A 20,441-nucleotide genomic window follows, 5' to 3' on the forward strand; every position below is an offset into this window, starting at 1 on the left:
AGATATAGGTATGGGGGAACAAAAGCTGAGCATCTATCAATGAAGCTCATATACAGCTAAATACAGCCGCCACAGTTGTGACTGCTGTACGTCTCCCCCTTAACTTATGTTCTTGAAACCCTAATTGAGCTGACCATGGACGCATCAAATCGACTGTCGTCATTTGCCGATTGCCACCACAAGCTCAATTGTTCTTTAGTCATTGGTTTGCCAAATAAATAGCCTTGCATATAGTCGCAGCGGTATGCCGATAACCATTCATGCATCATATTGTGTTCAATACCTTCTGCTGTAACCGTTTTATTTTGGGCATGGCATAGCTCAATAATAGGTTTGATCACATGTCCGTTGTTGGTGTTCATCAATGTAACGAGGAACTCTCGATCAAATTTGATTTTTTGAACCGGATACTGAACGAGCTGAGTTAACGATGTGTAACCAGAACCAAAGTCATCAATTGCAAGACGGTAGCCACGTTTTGATAGCTCATCAAGTAGGGCCGTGCCTTGTTGTTCTGCGGCAAAGGTTTCGGTTATTTCTATCTCAATACATTCTGGTTTAACACTGTGCAGTGTCGCTTGTTCATGGATGTAGTTTGCCATTTCTATCGAGTTTAGCTCTGCTGATGAAAGATTGACCGAAAGAACAATATCCTTACCGAAAATATTCCTTAATTGATGGTATTCCGCCGTTGCATTGGCGAAAACCCAGCGGTCAATTTTATCAAATAATCCGGCTTGCTCTGCAATTGGAATAAACTCCTTTGGGGGGATAGGGCCGATACCTTCGGCTTCCCAGCGCAACAAGACTTCTAACCCCTCAATTTCGTTGCTTCGATTGTTCATATAGGGTTGAAAAACAAGGTGGAATTCTTCCTCTACATTGCTTTTTCGGAGCGCACGTTCAAGCTGACTTCGTCTTTGAGACTCAATATTGAGAGCGGCTGAATAATAGGCGTATTGATTTTTCCCTGCCCGTTTTGCTTGATACATAGCCGCATCGGCACTGGAGAGTAATTTCGCGATGTCAGTACCGTCTTGAGGATATTGTGCAATACCTACGCTTGCCGTAACGGGAAATGAATTACTCCAAGATGAACTGAGATTACTAATCGGTTTTAGTAACTCTGATGCAAGCAAATCAGGCAAGCGTTTTACCTCTTGATTTGAGCTCAGCAAAATTGCAAATTCGTCACCAGATAACCTGGCGGCAAAGCAGGGGCTGTTGTAATCGTGCGAGAACTTTTGACAAGCATTCTTGATGTGTGATGAGAACACTTTTAATAAGTTATCTCCCAATTCATGCCCGTATTTATCATTCACGTATTTAAAGTTATCAAGATCGACGTAAACAACCCACAGAAACTGCGAAGGGGAGATAAGTTCACGAGTGGCAAGCTCATGAAAACGATGGCGATTGGCAAGTTGCGTCAGGTGATCCGTTTCAGCTAGGCGTTTTGTCTTTTTATAGATGACATTAAGTTCCTCATACATATCAAAAAAGCGTGCAGAGAGGCGTCCTATTTCATCGTTTGTTTCTAGCTTTTCAATATTGTCACGTTGATTAGATTCAAGTTCGTTCAGCTGCTTATCAAGGCGAGAAACAGGGCGCAACACATAGCGGTACAACACCAAAATGATTAATGTGATAGTGAAAAACGCCGCTACGCCAAAGGAGAAAGCAAGTTCTAGCCACACTTTATCGACTTTATTCCACATTAAATATTCGGCAGGAGAAAGCACGGCATAAAAGTGCGGCAGCAGCTCAATGGTTTGAGCGAGAGGAATATCAAGATAAATGGGTTTGTCGGCGAAAGTAATCACGCTGTGTGTGTCAAACTCGATTTCATGCTTAATCTCGTTAAAGGCTTCAAGTGATACGGAAACTACCACAAAAAACACATTTTTCGAGTCAAAGCTCAAAGGGTGAGTCCCCGTTCTTTTGTCGACGACCTCATATTGAAGAAGAATGCTTTGTCCACTGGAGTTATAAATAAAGCCAGTGTGACTGAAAGCCTCTCTGTCATTGAAACTTCGTGATATGTACTCTAATACCTTTGGGTCGACCACGCCCGATGATTCGTAATATTTGTTTTCTGTGTAGTAGAGAAGGTTTTGTTTGCCGTCGAGGATCGCCATGCTCGCATCGCCTTTGTAACCATGGCTTAATACTTCAGCGGTCTCGTCTAATCGATTAAACAAGACTCGCTCACGATAGGGGTTGTTATGATTAACCAAATAGTCTTGTAATACATCACTTTTACTGAGCGTATAGGCATAGCTATTAAGAAAAATATTCGCTTGTCGAAACTGCCCGGCCAGCTTTTCCATCTGCAACTGAATATAGCTGTCTTCCCGCTTGATGAGCGTCACTTTTTGAATGCTATAAATAATATAGCTAGATACTAACGCGCTTAATAAGATCACTGGCGCGACAAGCAAAATGACTCTATTGCTTAACTTCATTATGGTTCTTAGTTTCCGTTTGTGTCCCTACAAACGTCGCGTACCAGGTAAGGTACTGAACGGATGATGTGTTTTGGCAAATTGTAACCAGATTGTAAGGTGAGCGTTCTCCAAAATCAGGCAGCTATCTAAGAATTGTGATGACGTGAAAGGTTTCGAGCTTATTAACTAGAGGTTTTCTCAGTAGTTGGACGTCTCTTTTCCTTCCTCCCTGTATAAAACCTAACCGTAATGACAGGGAAATACCGTCATCGAAACGTTTCGATGGTAAAGTGTGACTCAAGTGCACTTTTCCTATTCAATGACAATTGAATTACAGATCATTCTCACACCTTATCGATCTCACACTGGTCAAATTGCGATGACGAATTATTATTTCATCGAAACGTTTCGATGAGTTTTCTGTTAATAACGAAAACACTTTAAGACAGGCGCTCATGGTTGTATGAACGTGTAACCGAAAGGTCGATGAGATGAAAAAAAGTACCCTAATTAACTCAGATATTTCTTACTTGGTGGCGACGCTAGGCCACACCGACGAGATCACGATATGTGATGCTGGTCTACCAATCCCAGAGCATGTTCAGCGAATCGATTTGGCGCTAACGCATGGGGTACCAAGTTTTCTTGATACTGTTCGCGTAATTCTATCTGAGTCCCAAATCGAAGGGGTCATCATTGCGGAAGAGTTCTCTGATGCAAGCCCAGTTTTGCATGAAGCGTTGCTCAACGAACTGAGCAAAGAGAGTGAAGAGACGGGCAAATCTATTGAGGTGAGCTACGTGTCACATGAAGCGTTTAAAGCACGCACGGCCCAAAGTCGCGCTATCGTAAGAACCGGCGAATGCTCGCCATATGCGAACGTTATTTTCCAAGCGGGCGTGGTTTTTTAAGCCAGAGATATTGAGGACAGATTATGACTCAAGCCATTCTACAACTAAGCGAAATTGAGAAGGCGTTTCCGGGCGTAAAAGCACTCGACAAAGCAAGCCTGAATGTTTATCCAGGCCGTGTTATGGCGCTGATGGGTGAAAATGGAGCAGGCAAGTCAACGTTAATGAAGGTGTTGACAGGCATTTACCACATGGATGCGGGGAGCATTCAATATCAAGGTCAGCCGGCGGCCTTTAAAGGTCCACGCGATTCACAGGAAGCTGGTATTAGCATTATTCACCAAGAGCTGAACCTGATTCCTGAACTGACGATTGCCGAAAATATTTACTTGGGACGAGAGTTCACCGGCTCCTTAGGGCGTATCCAGTGGGGCAAAATGTATGACGAAGCTGACAAGCTTTTAAAACGTCTCAATGTAAAGCATTCATCAAAAACATTGCTTGGCGATTTAAGCCTTGGTGAACAACAAATGGTGGAAATTGCAAAGGCACTTTCGTTTGAGTCGAAAGTCATCATTATGGATGAGCCAACGGACGCACTGACCGATACCGAAACGGAATCACTGTTTAAAGTGATTAATGAGCTCCGCGAGCAAGGATGCGGCATCGTATACATTTCGCATCGTCTTAAAGAAATCTTTGAAACCTGTGATGATATTACAGTGCTTCGTGATGGTAAGTTTATCGGTGAGTGCAAGGTGTCCGACACTGATGAAGATGGCCTAATTGAAATGATGGTTGGCCGAAAATTAGAAGAGCAATATCCACGTATTGATGTCCAACATGGCGAAACTTGTCTTGAAGTCATTGGTTTGACTGGGTCTGGCGTTCAGGATGTGAGCTTTACTCTCAAGCGTGGTGAGATTCTTGGAATTTCTGGCTTGATGGGCGCAGGCCGCACTGAACTCATGAAAGTCATTTACGGCGCATTACCTAGTGAGCATGGTGTTATCAATCTTGATAACAAAACTATTAACCCGGTTAGCCCGCAAGATGGCTTGGCAAATGGTATCGCTTACATCTCTGAAGATCGCAAAGGCGATGGTTTGGTTTTAGGTCTTTCAGTTAAGGATAACATGTCACTTTGTTCGCTAAACCAGCTGACCAAAGGCTTCCAGATTCAACACAGCGACGAAGTGATTGCAGTGGAAGATTTTATTAAGTTATTCAACATTAAAACCCCAACGCGAGATCAAATCATCGGCAACTTATCTGGTGGTAACCAGCAAAAAGTTGCGATAGCGAAAGGGTTAATGACGAAACCTAAAGTTCTGATTCTGGATGAGCCGACACGTGGTGTTGATGTCGGAGCAAAAAAAGAGATTTATCAGCTCATCAACAAGTTTAAGGCCGAAGGCATGAGCATCATCTTGGTTTCTTCCGAGATGCCTGAAGTGCTCGGCATGAGCGACCGTATTTTAGTGATGCATGAAGGTCGTATCACCGGCGAATTTGATGCGAAAGACGCCGATCAAGAAAAATTACTCGCCTGTGCCGTAGGCAAAGAGATCAATGAGGAAGCAGCATGAGTACGAATACCATGAGCAAACCAACCGAAACTGGCAACAAGAAGTTGTTCACAAAAGAGTGGCTGATTGAGCAAAAATCACTGATAGCTTTGATCTTTCTGATCGTTGTTGTGTCATTTTTGAACCCGAACTTTTTTACGGTCGACAACATTCTCAACATTCTTCGTCAAACCTCCGTGAATGCCATTATCGCAGTGGGTATGACATTAGTTATTTTAACAGCAGGCATCGACTTAAGTGTTGGTTCGGTATTGGCATTGTGTGGTGCCTTTGCGGCAAGCATGATTGCGCTTGAGGTTCCGGTGCTGGTGGCGGTTCCAACAGCTTTAGTCGCAGGTGCAGCGTTAGGTGCGATCAGCGGTATCATTATTGCGAAGGGTAAGGTGCAGGCATTTATCGCTACGCTGGTTACCATGACGTTACTACGCGGTGTGACCATGGTGTACACCGAAGGTCGACCAATCTCGACAGGCTTTACTGACACCGCGGATGCGTTCGCATGGTTTGGTACTGGCTACGCGCTAGGCATTCCGGTTCCTGTTTGGTTAATGGTGGTTGTGTTCGCAGCGGCTTGGTATTTACTTAACCACACGCGCTTTGGTCGCTATGTTTACGCACTAGGCGGCAACGAGTCTGCGACTCGCCTATCAGGTATCAATGTAGACCGAGTGAAGATTGGTGTCTACGCCATCTGCGGTATGCTAGCAGCGCTTGCAGGTATTATCGTAACGTCTCGTCTTTCTTCGGCGCAACCTACAGCGGGTATGGGCTACGAGCTAGACGCTATCGCAGCGGTTGTTCTTGGCGGTACCAGCTTGATGGGCGGTAAAGGCCGTATCATGGGTACCTTGATTGGTGCGCTGATCATCGGTTTCTTGAACAATGCACTTAACCTACTTGATGTTTCTTCTTACTACCAAATGATTGCAAAAGCAGTGGTTATCTTGCTGGCGGTATTGGTAGACAACAAAAACAAGTAATTCATAACAATCTGTATATATAAAACAGTGAATACAAACCGAGTCAGGGGATGTGTACTGGCTCACCCTACACAAAGGACTAGAACGATGAAAAAACTTGCAACTCTTATCTCTGCTGCACTTCTTTCTTCAACCGTATCGGTAGCGGCGCAAGCTCAAGATACCATGGCGATTGTGGTTTCGACGCTAAACAACCCGTTCTTCGTAACGATGAAAGACGGTGCGGAAGCAAAAGCGAAAGAATTGGGGTACGACTTAATTGTACTGGACTCGCAAAATGACCCGAGTAAAGAACTGTCGAACATCGAGGATTTAAGTATTCGCGGCGTAAAAGCAATTCTTATCAACCCAACGGATTCTGATGCAGTGTCTAATGCAATTCGTATGGCGAACCGTTCTAAGATCCCTGTGTTGACATTAGACCGTGGTGCAAGCCGTGGTGAAGTTGTGAGTCACATCGCGTCGGACAACGTAATTGGTGGTGAAATGGCAGGCCACTACATCATGGAAAAAGTCGGCGAAAAAGCAAAAGTCATTCAACTTGAAGGTATTGCGGGCACATCGGCAGCGCGTGAGCGCGGTGAAGGCTTTATGAATGCCGTGAAGGGCAGCGATATGGATCTTCTTGCTAGCCAACCAGCTGACTTTGACCGCACGAAAGGTCTAAACGTAATGGAAAACCTGCTAGCGGCTAACCCGGATGTACAAGCGGTATTTGCACAGAATGATGAAATGGCGCTAGGTGCACTTCGCGCAGTTCAAGCTTCTGGCAAAGATGTCGTTATCGTTGGTTTTGATGGTACGGAAGACGGCATTGCAGCAGTTAACCGTGGCAAACTAGCGGCAACTATTGCTCAGCAACCAGACCTTATCGGTGCTTTAGGTGTTGAAACGGCTGACAAAGTTTTGAAAGGTGAAGAAGTAGAAGAGTACATCCCGGTACCACTAAAAGTAGTCACTAAGTAAGTTTTTAGTTCCAATAAATCATCCTAATTTTTGCTCTCTCCTCCGTTTATATCTGTCGTTTAGGAGGTGAGGGCAAACTTACCCAAAATACTGCAAAGTGTGGGGTATAGATGCCTTTGGCTTTTTGTCGAGACTCCTTTATCAGGAAGAGAAGTTAAAGTCATCTAATGTATTTTCCTAAACAGTTTTTAAAAAGGGTTCATTCAGAACCGAGGATAACCGTATGAATAAGTTAGTGGTGTTAGGTAGTGTAAACGCTGACCATGTTCTTCAAGTGCCTTCTTTCCCTCGCCCAGGCGAGACGCTGCATGGTCGCAACTATCAAGTTATCCCAGGTGGCAAAGGTGCCAACCAAGCCGTCGCGGCGGCGCGATTAAATGCAGACATCGGTTTTATCGCTTGTGTGGGCGACGACTCATTCGGCATTAACATTCGCGAAAACTTCAAAATGGACGGCATCGATATCACTGGTGTGACGATGCAGCCAAATTGCCCGACAGGTATCGCGATGATTCAAGTGTCGGACAGTGGGGAGAACAGCATTTGCATTTCAGCTGAAGCGAACGCCAAACTGACAGCAGAAGCGATTGAGCCAGATTTAGAGCGTATTCGCCAAGCAGATTACTTGCTAATGCAATTGGAAACGCCGATGTGCGGCATTGAGAAAGCTGCGCGTGTAGCGAAAGATGCCAAAACCAATGTCATTCTGAACCCAGCGCCAGCTCGTGAATTGTCAGATGAATTACTGTCTTACATTGACGTGATTACGCCAAATGAAACGGAAGCTGAAGTTCTGACAGGTATTACTGTAACAGACAACGAAAGCGCGCAAGAAGCGGCGAATGTGCTACATGGTAAAGGTATAGAAATTGTCATGATCACACTCGGTGCAAAAGGCGTTTGGCTAAGCCAAAACGGTCGAGGCGAAATCATCTCGGGTTTCCGCGTTGAAGCGACGGATACTACCGCAGCGGGCGATACATTTAATGGGGCATTCGTCACTGGTCTCCTAGAAGGTTTACCTTTAGAATCAGCGATTAAGTTTGCACATGCGGCGGCTGCAATTTCTGTGACCCGCTTTGGCGCGCAAACGTCGATTCCAACCCGCGAAGAGGTGGACGCGTTTCTCGCTGAACAATAAGGCGCACAACGCCTCATTAAAATAGGAGTAGTAACATGGCGACGATGAAAGACATCGCAAAACTGGCAGGGGTTTCCACTTCAACAGTGAGCCATGTTATTAACAAGACGCGTTTTGTGAGCGAAGAGATCTCTGAACGCGTTAACAATGCCGCAAAAGAGCTTAACTACTACGCGCCCTCTGCGTTGGCGCGTAGCCTCAAAGTCAATCGTACCAAAACCATTGGTATGCTCGTGACAACCTCAACCAACCCATTCTTTGGCGAAGTCGTAAAAGGCGTCGAACGCAGCTGCTACCAAAAAGGCTACAGCCTCATTTTATGTAACACCGAGGGTGATAACGAACGTATGCGTCAATCCATTAATACGCTATTGCAAAAGCGTGTCGATGGTTTGATCTTGATGTGCTCGTCGCTAGAAGGAGAGCGTATCGATGTATTTGAGCGTTACCCAGATATCCCAGTTGTGGTAATGGACTGGGGGCCGATGCTATTTACAAGCGATAAAATCCAAGACAACTCACTTCGTGGCGGTTACTTAGCGGCGAAATACTTAATTGATTGCGGCCATACCGAAATTGGGTGCATCACTGGCCCTTTGATTAAACACCAAGCGCAAATGCGATACGAAGGTTATAAGCGAGCAATGAACGAAGCGGGCTTGGAATTTAATGCCAATTGGATCATTGAATCGGACTTCGAATGTGAGGGTGGGTATCAAGCGTTCAAAAAAATGGCTCAACGTGGCGCATTACCCAGCTCGATTTTCGTCTCTAACGATATGATGGCGATGGGTGTGATTAACGCCGCAAATGAGCTCGGTATTAAAGTGCCGGACGACCTATCCATTATTGGTTACGATGACATCCATATCGCGAAATTTATGTCGCCATCGCTAACTACCATTCATCAGCCTAAGTACCGTTTGGGGCAGGCTGCCGTTGAGACTCTTGTACGAAGACTGGACGACAAATCTAACGACGCTCAAGTCGTTCAACTGGAACCAACATTGGTTGTACGCAACAGTGTGACGAATTTCTCTTAATTAAAAACAAACGCATGGTTAACAAATTTAGTGCATATAATTTATAAAAAATGGGCTAAAAAATAAATAAGCATGCAAAACAGATGTTCGAATTTATTAACTCAACATTTGAAAAGTGTGATTTTTTGCGAGTAACTCGAAAGATTTCGTGTCGATAGTGCTTAAAAAGCTTATTATTAATAAAGCCTATAATTAGATTTATAAATTATTGAGATGAATGGAAAATCTTTATGTTAGTTAAGAGATATGCACAGTATTCAGTAAAGAGGCCGTGGTTTCACCGTTTCAATATTTCACTAGTATTAACGGTGTTTGTCGTGAGTGTTTATGAACTACTTGCGAATGAAGAGTATGTATACTTGGCTGGCGTGGTGTTTACATTTGCTTCGACTTTACTGTTCGCGTCAGCATCGACGTTCAAAAAGCGCTACCTAGGACACGAGTCCTAGTTCATTTGGAATGAATAATTGAGATAAATAGGTACTTTCAAGTAAGTAATGAATCTGATTTATGATCGAGTGCATCAAGAGGAGGACAAATGTCCTCCTTTTTGTTGGATATCACGTTCTAATATAGGCGTATTCCAAACAAAATAATAAAGGACATGTTATGGACCTCTTTGCCTTACTCGATATTAATAATACTCTCTTTAACATTCCGATCGGCGACGGCTACGCAATGAGTTGGATCGAAGCTTTCGGTACCGTTTTTGGACTGCTTTGCATTTGGTTTGCCAGCCAAGAAAAAACCATCAACTACTTATTCGGTTTGCTGAATGTCACGCTTTTTGCCGTTATCTTTTTTCAAATTCAGTTATACGGATTATTGCTTCTTCAATTGTTTTTCTTCTGTGCGAACATTTACGGCTGGTATGCGTGGACCCGTCCAAACGCACAAGGTGAAACGCTGGAAGTTCGCTGGTTAAATAAACAGAAACTTATTACTACTGCCTCTATTAGCGTTGCATGTATCGCATTATTAACGATCTATATCGACCCATTTTTCTTTGCGCTAGCAAACATTGCTGTTGATAGCTTGAATCTCTTTGGTGCTGGCTTGGCTGAACCGGTGCTTGAACCTGACGCGTTCCCGTTCTGGGATGCAACCATGACAGTACTGTCTGTTGTTGCACAAATTCTGATGACACGTAAATACGTCGAAAACTGGATTCTATGGGTTGTGATTAACATTATCAGTGTGGGTATCTACGCGACGCAAGGTGTTTACGCAATGTCTGTTCAGTACGCGATTCTTATGTTCATCGCTGCCAATGGCACGCGTGAGTGGGCTCGTAGCGCTAAGCGCAATGGCGATAAAACCTTAGCGCACGCTGCTGTGTAAGGAACGAAAAATGGCCAAACAACCTCATATCGGAGTGGATGAAACACAAATCTCTCCTCTCGTTATTGTATGCGGCGAGCCAGATCGAGCGAATCGTATCGCGGCATTATTTGATGATGCAGAAATGGTGTCGGAAAACCGCGAGTACCGTGTGTTTACCGGCAACTACAAAGGCAAGCCTGTTTCAGTGTGTAGTACAGGTATAGGTGCGCCATCGATGATCATCGCAGTGGAAGAGCTAAAACAGTGCGGTGTGACTCATGTGGTACGTGTTGGATCTGCGGGGGCAATGCAATCAGGCATTCACCTTGGCGAGTTGATCATTGCCGAAGGCGCGGTAAGAGATGAGGGCGGCTCTAAAGCGTATGTCGATTCGTCTTATCCAGCCTACGCAAGCTTTTCACTGTTAAAGGAAGTTGAGCGTTACTTGTCGATGCAAAAAGTGCATTATCATTTTGGTGTGGTGCGTTCTCACGACAGTTTCTATACCGATGACGAAGATGCAATATGCCAACATTGGAACAAGAAAGGCATCTTAGGTGCCGATATGGAAACCTCTGCGCTGTTTACGGTCGGTCGACTACGAGGCCTTCATGTGGCTTCGATATTAAACAACGTGGTGCTGTATCAACAAGATGTGAAAGAAGGTGTTGGTCAGTACGTTGATGAAGCCAAAGTAATGATGCAAGGTGAGAAGAGTGCCGCGATTACGGCATTAGAAGCCTTGGTTGCTCAGCGTTAGCCAGTCTCTATCTCAGTAAGTCACATAAACAGAATAGATGTAAAGCGACAGGTCACTGTCGCTTTTTTATTTGGAGTTACGGGGTACAATCCACCTTAAATAGTTGTCCGTAACTTTTTCTGAGAGAGCAGAAAATGAAAATCAGCCCTTATCCGACTGGTCGCTTCAAAACATACCTTGAAGAAAAGAGTGCCACCTTTCGCGATTTGATTTATCAATGCCAAATAAATTCGCGTTTCTTTGATGCTGGGGAAGCAATTCTCCGCCAAGGTGAGCAACTTCAGTACTTGTATGTTGTGCCAGTAGGTCGAGTCTCGATGAACATATTGGCCGCAAATGGACGACGTTTTCAATTAGGGGAAGCTAACTGCGACTATCATATTTATGGTGAAATGGAGTTCTTCACTCGGACTCCTTGTCAATGGAATGTGATAGCAGATGAACATATGCAGGTTGATGTTATCTGTATCCAAAAACTAACCGAAGCGCTGCAAAATTATCCCCAAATGATGGTGTTCTTCGCTTCAGCATTGGCTGAGGATTATCAAGACTCCATGGATATCTACACTAATCGTTTGTTGCATCCCATTACTTACAACATTGCCTATGATCTTCTCGTCCGTAATCAGACGGATAAGCTCCTTGGTGGCTTTGATAAAGTGAACCAAGAGGCTGAGCGGTTTGGCACCTCAGGCCGAGTCTATCGACGTGCAGTTAAGGACTTGATTGAAAAGGGATTGATTACAAAAACGGACAACGGTTTGGAGATTATTGATGAGCTGGCACTCAAAGCGTTTATTGAAGCGCATGAATGATACGCCCAGGTATTGAAACTGATGGGTTTTATAAGTCTTTGATATATCTAAGTCTTGAGTAAACGTAACTAATGTAAAGTACCTTAAATTTTGTTGAATGCATTAAAGAGTAGCGTTATATTGCGAACGCGTATGATAATAGATCTCATTAAGGCTTAACAAAATGAAAAAATTCGTCGGTGCGGCTATGCTGTCGTTATTTACTGTTTCTCCTTCTTTTGCTGCTAAAGTTGTGATTGACCACTACATGGGTCAAACAGAGCTAGAACAATCCCCAGAGCGTGTGGTTGTGATTGGCTTTGGCCCGCTAGATGCGCTGGACAACTTTGGTATCGATCCTGTTGCAGTATCTAACTCTTCTAATCTTCCTAGTTACCTTTCAAAATACAGCAAAGATAACTACACCTCTGCGGGTAGTTTGTTTGAACCTGATTTTGAAACCATCTACATGCAAAAACCGGATTTGATTTTGGTTGGTCCGCGAGCGTCTGCGAAATATGAAGAGCTGAGTGAAATTGCCCCTACAGTTGTTTTTGCGGCGAAAGAGAACCAAGGCTATTGGGAAGGCACGCAAGCGCAATGGCGCAATATTGGTAAGATCTTCAATATCGAAGAAAAAGTAGAGCAGAAAATTGAAGCGCTAGATGCTCAATTCAAAGTAATCCGTGACTACAACCAATCGAACAAAAATGATGCATTAACGATTTTAAGCATGGGTGACAACATCAGCGCGTTTGGTGCCCAGTCGCGATTTGGCGTCATTTATAACGACTTTGGCTTCTTGGAAACGGTTGAGCATGTGAAAACGGGCACTCACGGAGATGTCATTTCTTATGAGTTTATTCGTGAAGCTAACCCGAAAAATATCCTCGTGGTTGACCGAAATTCTCTGACAGGTACGCCGGATAACGATATTCGTAAATCCATGGATAACGACTTAGTCAAAGCGACTGCGGCATATAAAAATCATAAAATCACCTATTTAGATGTGGACGCTTGGTACTTGTCGATGTCTGGTGTGACAGCAACAGAAAAAATGGTCAGTGAGATTAAGCAAACCGTTGAACTTTAATCCAAGATAGCAGAGGTTAACTTTGAAGAAGTTATTGCTAACCCTTGTGGTTTTAAGCACGGTTTCGTTATTTGTTGGGGTGGCAAACATGACACCCCAACAACTCTTTTCAGGTGATGAGAAAGCATTAGAACTTTTCTTTACCAGCCGTATACCACGTTTATTTGCCATATTGCTTGCTGGTGCTGGCTTGAGTATTGCGGGTCTTGTCATGCAGCAAATCAGCCAGAACCGATTTGCGGCACCTTCTACAACTGGTACGATCGAATGTGCCATGCTGGGCTATGTACTGAGCGTGGTTTTCTTTGGTAATGATAATCACCTTTGGCTCGTGTTCGGCATCTCGGTATTTGGGACGCTGGCGTTTGTTTTCTTTATTCAGCGCATTCAATTTAAGAGCGTGGTTTTTGTGCCACTTGTCGGGATTATTTTCGGCAATGTCATCCAATCCATGACTACGTTTATCGCTTACAAATATGATGCACTTCAAAGTCTGAATGCTTGGACAGTCGCAAACTTCGCCAACATCTTGCGTGGTGATTTTGAACTGCTGTACATCGCGGTACCAATGGTTATCCTCAGCTATCTTTTTGCCGCAAGGATCTCTGCCGTAGGTATCGGAAAAGATTTCGCGATTAACTTGGGTTTGAATTATCAGCAGGTTGTGACGATTGGCGTGCTATTGGTGTCCATCATGTCAGCAAGTGTCGTGATGATTGTTGGCCAGTTGCCATTCTTAGGGCTGATTGTACCGAATCTCGTGAGTCACTTTTATGGCGATAACCTCAAAAAGAACATTCCGCTTACGGCCATGTATGGGGCCATTTTAGTGTTGTGTTGCGATTTGGTGAGTCGTTTAATTATTTTCCCTCATGAAATGCCAATCTCTATCGTGATTAGCATATTGGGTGGCGTGGTATTCATCGCAATGTTGTTGCGAGGTAAGCAACATGCGTGATTCAACGAAAATCCTGCTGCTAGGTGGCATTGCGATTCTTTTCGCGTGTCTGTTTATTGGTATTGGGCTAACGGCTGACAACTACCAATATTTTTTGTCTCGTAGAGTTCCTAAAGTATTGGCGATAGTGCTAGCGGGTGTGGCCATTGCTCAGTCTTCACTTGTATTTCAAACCATTACGCACAACCGAATTTTAACGCCAAGTATCATGGGTTTTGATGCGCTGTATGTGTTAACCCAAATTTTGATCGTGTTGATTTTTGGTGGGTTGAGTACCTTAGTTCTTAACTTGTACGTCAATTTCGCGATTGCAGTAATTGTAATGGTGTCGTTTTCGCTACTGCTGTTTGGGTTTTACTTTTCAAAAGGCAGCAAGAACTTGATTACGTTGCTATTGGTCGGCTTGATCTTTGGTCAGCTATTTTCCAATGCGGCGTCATTCTTTTCTTTGCTGATGGACCCAAACACATATGCAATTGTTCAGTCGAAACTGTACGCCAGTTTCAATAATGTCAAAGTGAACTTGGTTTACTTTAGTGCTCCGGCTTTGATGTTTGCATGTTGGTTGTTGTTTAGGATGCATCGCACTTTAGATGTGTTTTGGCTCGACCAAGACAATGCGAAAAGTTTGGGTGTTGATGTACCTAAAGTGACGAGAAATGTGTTTATTATCTCGGCGGTTTTGATTGCTATTTCTACGGCTTTGGTAGGGCCAATCATGTTCTTTGGTTTACTAGTGACCAACTTAAGCCGGGAAATGTTCCGAAGTTACCAACATAAAACGCTATTGGTCGGATGTTCGTTTCTATCCATAAGTTCACTACTTGCTGGGCAATGGATAATCGAAAACGTGTTTAGTTTTGAGACGACGTTGAGTGTCGTAATTAACTTTATCGGCGGTGCGTATTTCTTATACCTGCTGCTGAAAAACAAAGTTGTATAAATATGATAGTAATAGATAAATTAACGAAGGCTTTCGGTTCAAACAAAGTCGTAGACGAGGCCAATACTCAGTTTGAAAAGGGCAAGGTAACATCGATTATCGGTCCAAATGGCGCGGGAAAGAGCACGCTGTTATCTATGGCCTCGCGCTTAACGGAGCGAGATGGCGGTAGTGTTATCATTGATTGCAAGGAAATCGCGGAATGGGACACAAAAGAGCTAGCGAAAAAACTGGCAGTACTTCGCCAAGCTAACTCGATTACAATGCGGTTTACCGTAAAAGAGTTAGTCTCTTTTGGTCGTTTCCCATACTCTAAAGGAAATCTGACTAAAGAAGATCATGAGGTCATAGAACAAGCAATCGACTACTTAGATTTGCAAGATATTCAAGACAAATACTTGGATGAATTAAGTGGTGGTCAGCGACAGCTTGCATTTATTGCTATGGTGATTGCACAAGATACAGATTATGTCTTTCTTGATGAGCCTCTTAATAACTTAGATATCAAACACTCTCTTCAGATCATGAAAGTTGTGCAGCAGTTAGCCCATGACATGAATAAAGCCATGGTGGTCGTGATTCATGATATTAATTTCGCGGCGTGTTACTCAGATGTCATATTGGCGCTTAAGAAAGGCAAGGTTGTGGCGAGTGGTGCGGTTGAAGAGGTTATTCAAGCGTCTACGCTAGAGGACATCTACGAAACGCCATTTAACATCATAGAGTTAAACGGTAAGCGCATGTGTACCTATCATTAAGCGAGCTAGTTCGTTTTTAACGAGATCAATAGATAGGCGGGCTTACTTGGTGAGCTCGTCTATGATTGGGCATCGGCTCTCTGCATCTCCAGGACAAGAAGAAACCCAACCTTCAAGTTGCGTTTTGATCTCCATGAGGTGTGCAATTTTTTCTTCAACCTCTCTCAGTTTGTCCATGGTTCTTGCTTTTACTTCGCTACTTTTGCGGTTGGGGTTATGAGCAAGTTGTACGAACTCTTTGCATTCTTGCAACGAAAAGCCTGCGCTTTTTGCGCGTGATACCAAGTTAAGCTCTTGAATATGATTATCTGAATATTCGCGATAGCCAGAGTCGCTACGCGCTGGTGGAGATATGATCCCTTTGTCTTCATATAATCGAATCGACTTAGATGAAAGCCCAGTGAGCTTCGCGACGGCACCAATATTCATGTTTAACCTCCATAACGTTTAAGGCGAGTATATACCGATGTTGTGGATAAGACACTCCTAAATAACAGTCAGTTACCTAGAGTCTCCTTACTCTTTAATCACTTCATGTGGTGGCACACCAAATGCCTTTTTAAAGGCATAAGTGAAGTTAGAAGGGTGGTGGTATCCGGCTTCATAGGCGGCTTCTGTTATCGTCACTAGGCCACGTTCCAAATGTTGCCTAGCAATCTCAAGACGTCGAAAACGAATGTAGCCGTTTATGGTCATATTAAGTGATTGTTTAAATCGACGCTGTAGGTTTGAAACACTCATTGAGAATTGGCTCGCCAACTTTTCCAAGCGTAGTTCTTGATCAAGGTGAGTTTCAATATAGCTGACAATATCCTCAATTCGACCATCAATGTGTCGTTCAATACTGCTGTTTTTAGCACTGAAATTCTTAGGAATTTGCTTGGTGGCTTGATGTAATATTTGATAGATCAAGCTTTCGACCTCTAGCTTTTCTTGGAACTCTTGCGGTGTTTCTCTATTTGTTAACGTTTCGGCCAGCTCGCATAGCGTCTGGTTAGGCTCCAACTGTTGAAACGCCTGATGAGAGTTAAAAAAGGCTCGATGACTACAATTTTGCTCAAGGCGGGCCTCTAGCCATTGGGGCTTAACCAATATGTTGATCTTATTAATGAGGTTATCTTTGAGCAGTGAACGACGAAAATTTGCAGGTTTGAGTAAGTTCACCACTACACCCTTAGGGCCGTCGCTCGCGTCTAAATCAAATTGCAAATCGTCGTAGCCAAACGAGAGTCTACCTTCTAAAAGAATAGTGACCAGCAGTGAGGCGTGTGCAGTAGAAACAATATTCGAATCAATAAGTTCTAGACAACGCCCGCCATGAACAAAAATTTGATCATTGTACTGATATGATAGGAACTTACCTTCGGCCAGTTGAGTTTGACAAGGTTGGCCTTGCGTGACAATCCATTGTTTCTCTGTCGCCTCTAGTCTTTGGGTTAAAGCTATCTTGGCAATTTTAGTTCGTTTTGTTGTGACTTCCTGCATTTGACACTTCCTCATAACACTTGTGCGATTTCGCATAACCGAATCGCCTTTGTATTTATAAAACTCATGCTTATTATACCTGAGAATTATTATCATTAATATTTAGGAATTAAGTTATGGAAAGCCCTGCTTGTTCACCTATCAAGCTTTCAAGCCTTTGCCTTGCAGTGGGAATGGCGCTATCAACCCCTGTTTTAGCTCAAGATACTGAGTCACATTTTGAAGAGGTCGTTGTATGGGGAACGAAAGTTTCCAGCAACACTGAGTCGATGTTTGCGGACGACATGTCACTGAAGCAAGCGGATCATATGTCTGATTTACTGCGCGATATTCCCGGTGTGGATGTTGGTGGCACACACTCTGTGAATCAACGTATTACGATTCGTGGTTTGAGCGAAACCGATTTGGACATTCGTCTTGACGGTGCTTCTCAGCATGCGAGCATGTTCCATCATATTGGTAACTTGACGTTGAACCCTGACATTCTCAAATCTGCGGACATTCAGGTAGGTAATAACTCTGTGACTCAAAACGGGTTAGGCGGTTCGGTCTACTTTGAAACGAAAGACGCTCGTGACTTACTTCGTTACGATGAAAAGTTTGGTGCGCGTGTTTATGGCGGCTATGCATCCAACGACAACCAACAAGGTTCGTTGACACTGTACGGACTTTTGTCCGAAAACATTGATGCGATGGTCTATGGCCATTACGTTACGCGTGATGATTTTGAAGATGGTGATGGCAATAAAACCTATGGTGCTGCAGGTGATGTTTACAACATTCTGGCTAAGCTGGGGTATGAACTAAATGACATCCATCGTTTTGAGCTCTCTTATGACATGTACCGAGACAGTGGAGATTACAGTCCGCGTCCTGATATGTCTGGTAGTGCAAATAATAGCCTGTCGAGCAAGTTACTTATCCCTACGGATTATGACCGCGATACCGTTACTTTGAGTTACGAGTTGCGAGGCGAACAACACCAAGGAAACGTCACTCTTTATAATACCGAGACAGAAATTAAACGTGACGAAACGGTGATGGCCCCTCGTTGGCCCTCGAACCGTTTATCAAAGAACACCGCCAAAAACCAAAACTTTGGTTTGAATGGAAAATTCCAGTCAGATGTTATGTTAGGTGAGTTTGATAATCGAGTCACTTATGGCTTCGACTACATGGATAAAACGTCTTCGAGTTACTACGGTAGTCGTAAGTTTATGGACGAATCGGCGATTTCAACCGCACTGTTTGTAGAAGATCAGTTCTTCTTCTCTGATGCCTTCTTTATTACCGCAGGTATGCGCTTTGATGATTACAAACGCAAAGCTGAGACAGGAACCAGTAATTATGATGATGTGACTTGGGCTCTAGCTGCAGAGTGGGCGGTGACTCAAGATTGGACGTTGTTTGCGAGTGCACGTTCTCTATTTAAAGGTCCAGAGCTAATGGAAACCTTTATTGCTTACCAAGACGTTGCATTTTTAGAGGATGGGCTAAAGCCAGAAACGGGATTGAACACGCAGGGTGGTGTTCGTTTTGATAAAACCTTTGATAAGCATTTCTTTGGGGCGAATATTACGGTATTCCAAACGGAAATTGATGATTACATTGCAGACCAGTACCAAAACGCGACTCAAACTTACCTGATTTACAACTTAGGTGATGTTGAGATTAAAGGCTTTGAGGCAAGTGCTTCTTATGGTTACGACAAGTTTAACAGCAAACTTTCTTACTCTAAGTCGGACACCAAAAACAAGAATACTGGTGGTCCTGTTGCTGGGGGCAATGGGCGTAGCATTGATATGGGTGATAGCATTGCTCTAACTTTGGATTACCAGTCAGACGCTTTAGAAACGATCTTCGGGTGGAACTCAATGTTTGTTCTAGAGGAAGACAACGTCTTTGATGGTCAGCCAAAGAAAGCAAGTTATGATGTGCATAATCTATACGCTCAATGGGTGCCGTCTGATATTGATGGACTGTCGGTGACCTTTGGTATTGATAATGTATTTGACGAGTTGTACAGCTCTCATGCGTCTCGTTCGGGTACTGCACGTGGCTTCACGCTTGATGACTACGAGCCGGGTCGCAATTTCAAGCTCTCTGCAGCTTATCAATTCTAACAAGGTTCTTCATAGGACGTTTCAAAGTAACGAGTAAGTTCATGATTAAAGAAAGCACCCGAATAGATAGTGAACACGCTGACAAATACTTAGTGACGCTTTGTCGGCATTTTGGACGAAAGGTTCCTGCTACTTGGAATGAAAATAGCGGTTTGGTGACATTTCCGACGGGAAAAGCGGAGTTTAACCTTTGTGCATCTAGCCTAACTATAACCTGTGAGGCGGATTCAGAAGAGAAACTGAATACGGTTAAGGCGATCATTTCATCGCATGTGGACATGTTTTCTCGTCGAGAAACATTAGCACTTAGCTGGGTTCGTTAGCGCTCGTTTAAGGATGCTGTGATAGAAAGGGAATGTTAAAAGCAAAAGCCCGCAATCTTATGATTTGCGGGCTTTTATTGTTTGAATGCTATTGCGCTTTCTCAGGCTCTAGGCTTTTTTTTTCCTGCTGCATTTTTGCTAGGAAGTAGATGTTAACGCAAGCTATAAAACCGTTAGTTAGTACTACAGGCCAAGAATCAATCATTAGTCCGTAAGCGGTAAATAGCGCACAACCAATAAAGTTAAGGATACGAAGCTTAACAATATCTTTCATAGTTAGCGAAATAGCGACCATGATTGAAGCTGCATAACCTAAAATCTCAACCATATTCATGTCCATTTTTTGACCCTCTTAAAATCTGCCGAATTTTGTCGGTACCAATTCTTCTCATCTTGAGATTAATGAGGAAGCTCCATGCCTCGAATGGTCTTTTTTTGTTGTATGGACGCACTATATCAATGGAAAAACCGTGATAAAAGCCTCAAATCAAGGTTAAGAGAAGGTTAGCGATTACGCAAACGTTTAGGACTGGAATTACTGATAATTTTACTTATTGTGTTGATTGATAATAACGATGACATTAATAGCTCAAACACCATTGAAAGTAAGGGAATATTTACATATGATTGAAAATGATAATTATTTTCAAGTGCTGTGTTTATGTATTTTATTATTAGCTTGGTCGTGTTTTTTTTGTTGTATATCAGAACAAAACCGAACTCGTGGTGTGCGGGGATTCATATCGTAAGCCACATTTTTATCGTTGCATTTTGTCCTGCAATTTATGTTGTTCAATATTTAATCGTTACGTTTTTTTCGTCACCGATATTGATTAAGCTGTCATCACGCTCCGGTGTATACAA

General features: G+C 43.4%; 20 protein-coding genes. 16 read left to right on the forward strand and 4 right to left on the reverse strand.

Going from position 1 to position 20,441, the window contains the following annotated elements; all coding sequences use genetic code 11:
• Nucleotides 1-104: 104 nt before the first annotated feature.
• A complete protein-coding gene (locus R8N46_RS06475) occupies nt 105-2,465 on the reverse strand; it encodes an EAL domain-containing protein (RefSeq protein ID WP_115386594.1) in 2,361 nt (786 codons plus the stop codon).
• A gap of 473 nt (nt 2,466-2,938) precedes the next feature.
• Here R8N46_RS06475 and rbsD point away from each other — a divergent pair, with 473 nt between their 5' ends.
• The 14 genes from rbsD to vctC all read left to right on the forward strand — a co-directional run bounded on the left by rbsD (nt 2,939) and on the right by vctC (nt 15,646).
• The gene (gene rbsD, locus R8N46_RS06480) at nt 2,939-3,358 is read left to right on the forward strand and encodes a D-ribose pyranase (protein ID WP_005382620.1); all 420 of its coding nucleotides are present in this window, start codon (nt 2,939-2,941) and stop codon (nt 3,356-3,358) included.
• A gap of 23 nt (nt 3,359-3,381) precedes the next feature.
• Complete coding sequence (gene rbsA / locus R8N46_RS06485) at nt 3,382-4,887, forward strand: ribose ABC transporter ATP-binding protein RbsA (RefSeq protein ID WP_213972215.1); 1,506 nt, start codon at nt 3,382-3,384, stop codon at nt 4,885-4,887.
• On the forward strand, nt 4,884-5,867 hold the full coding sequence (gene rbsC, locus R8N46_RS06490) for a ribose ABC transporter permease (RefSeq protein ID WP_005382618.1): 984 nt from the start codon (nt 4,884-4,886) through the stop codon (nt 5,865-5,867). The genes rbsA and rbsC overlap by 4 nt, the downstream gene beginning before the upstream one ends.
• Nucleotides 5,868-5,954: 87 nt before the next feature.
• Entirely contained in the window at nt 5,955-6,833 is an 879-nt protein-coding gene (rbsB, locus tag R8N46_RS06495) for a ribose ABC transporter substrate-binding protein RbsB (RefSeq protein WP_005373143.1), read from the forward strand.
• Nucleotides 6,834-7,056: 223 nt separating this feature from the next.
• Nucleotides 7,057-7,974, forward strand: coding sequence for a ribokinase (gene rbsK / locus R8N46_RS06500; RefSeq protein ID WP_115386595.1), 918 nt, complete (start codon nt 7,057-7,059; stop codon nt 7,972-7,974).
• A 35-nt stretch (nt 7,975-8,009) separates the two neighbouring features.
• Complete coding sequence (locus R8N46_RS06505; protein ID WP_064354714.1) at nt 8,010-9,017, forward strand: substrate-binding domain-containing protein; 1,008 nt, start codon at nt 8,010-8,012, stop codon at nt 9,015-9,017.
• A gap of 230 nt (nt 9,018-9,247) precedes the next feature.
• On the forward strand, nt 9,248-9,466 hold the full coding sequence (locus R8N46_RS06510; protein ID WP_005499106.1) for a hypothetical protein: 219 nt from the start codon (nt 9,248-9,250) through the stop codon (nt 9,464-9,466).
• 160 nt (nt 9,467-9,626) lie between these two features.
• Nucleotides 9,627-10,358, forward strand: coding sequence for a nicotinamide riboside transporter PnuC (pnuC, locus tag R8N46_RS06515; RefSeq protein ID WP_104976157.1), 732 nt, complete (start codon nt 9,627-9,629; stop codon nt 10,356-10,358).
• Nucleotides 10,359-10,368: 10 nt separating this feature from the next.
• A complete protein-coding gene (locus R8N46_RS06520) occupies nt 10,369-11,100 on the forward strand; it encodes a nucleoside phosphorylase (RefSeq protein WP_064354716.1) in 732 nt (243 codons plus the stop codon).
• A 134-nt stretch (nt 11,101-11,234) separates the two neighbouring features.
• Nucleotides 11,235-11,915 (forward strand): Crp/Fnr family transcriptional regulator, encoded by a 681-nt coding sequence (locus tag R8N46_RS06525; RefSeq protein WP_104976156.1) that lies wholly within the window; start codon nt 11,235-11,237, stop codon nt 11,913-11,915.
• Nucleotides 11,916-12,078: 163 nt separating this feature from the next.
• Nucleotides 12,079-12,987: a siderophore ABC transporter substrate-binding protein gene (locus R8N46_RS06530; RefSeq protein WP_115386596.1), complete on the forward strand. Its 909-nt coding sequence runs from the start codon at nt 12,079-12,081 to the stop codon at nt 12,985-12,987.
• A gap of 22 nt (nt 12,988-13,009) precedes the next feature.
• Nucleotides 13,010-13,945, forward strand: coding sequence for an iron chelate uptake ABC transporter permease subunit VctD (gene vctD, locus R8N46_RS06535; RefSeq protein WP_017820306.1), 936 nt, complete (start codon nt 13,010-13,012; stop codon nt 13,943-13,945).
• On the forward strand, nt 13,938-14,888 hold the full coding sequence (vctG, locus tag R8N46_RS06540; RefSeq protein WP_005376631.1) for an iron chelate uptake ABC transporter permease subunit VctG: 951 nt from the start codon (nt 13,938-13,940) through the stop codon (nt 14,886-14,888). Before vctD ends, vctG begins: the two co-directional genes overlap by 8 nt.
• 2 nt (nt 14,889-14,890) lie before the next feature.
• Entirely contained in the window at nt 14,891-15,646 is a 756-nt protein-coding gene (gene vctC / locus R8N46_RS06545) for an iron chelate ABC transporter ATP-binding protein VctC (protein WP_017635379.1), read from the forward strand.
• Nucleotides 15,647-15,688: 42 nt separating this feature from the next.
• Here vctC and cueR read toward each other — a convergent pair whose 3' ends face one another.
• On the reverse strand, nt 15,689-16,075 hold the full coding sequence (gene cueR / locus R8N46_RS06550) for a Cu(I)-responsive transcriptional regulator (protein ID WP_005376627.1): 387 nt from the start codon (nt 16,073-16,075) through the stop codon (nt 15,689-15,691).
• A gap of 87 nt (nt 16,076-16,162) precedes the next feature.
• On the reverse strand, nt 16,163-17,131 hold the full coding sequence (locus R8N46_RS06555; RefSeq protein WP_005382609.1) for a helix-turn-helix domain-containing protein: 969 nt from the start codon (nt 17,129-17,131) through the stop codon (nt 16,163-16,165).
• Between the two features lie 116 nt (nt 17,132-17,247).
• Here R8N46_RS06555 and R8N46_RS06560 point away from each other — a divergent pair, with 116 nt between their 5' ends.
• A complete protein-coding gene (locus R8N46_RS06560; protein ID WP_005382608.1) occupies nt 17,248-19,254 on the forward strand; it encodes a TonB-dependent siderophore receptor in 2,007 nt (668 codons plus the stop codon).
• 41 nt (nt 19,255-19,295) lie between these two features.
• The gene (locus R8N46_RS06565) at nt 19,296-19,577 is read left to right on the forward strand and encodes a DUF2218 domain-containing protein (protein WP_005376622.1); all 282 of its coding nucleotides are present in this window, start codon (nt 19,296-19,298) and stop codon (nt 19,575-19,577) included.
• A gap of 88 nt (nt 19,578-19,665) precedes the next feature.
• Here R8N46_RS06565 and R8N46_RS06570 read toward each other — a convergent pair whose 3' ends face one another.
• Entirely contained in the window at nt 19,666-19,917 is a 252-nt protein-coding gene (locus R8N46_RS06570; RefSeq protein WP_005376619.1) for a YgjV family protein, read from the reverse strand.
• Nucleotides 19,918-20,441 lie beyond the last annotated feature (524 nt).

The organism is Vibrio sp. 1874 (assembly GCF_033344395.1).
GTDB classification, from domain to species: domain Bacteria; phylum Pseudomonadota; class Gammaproteobacteria; order Enterobacterales; family Vibrionaceae; genus Vibrio; species Vibrio alginolyticus.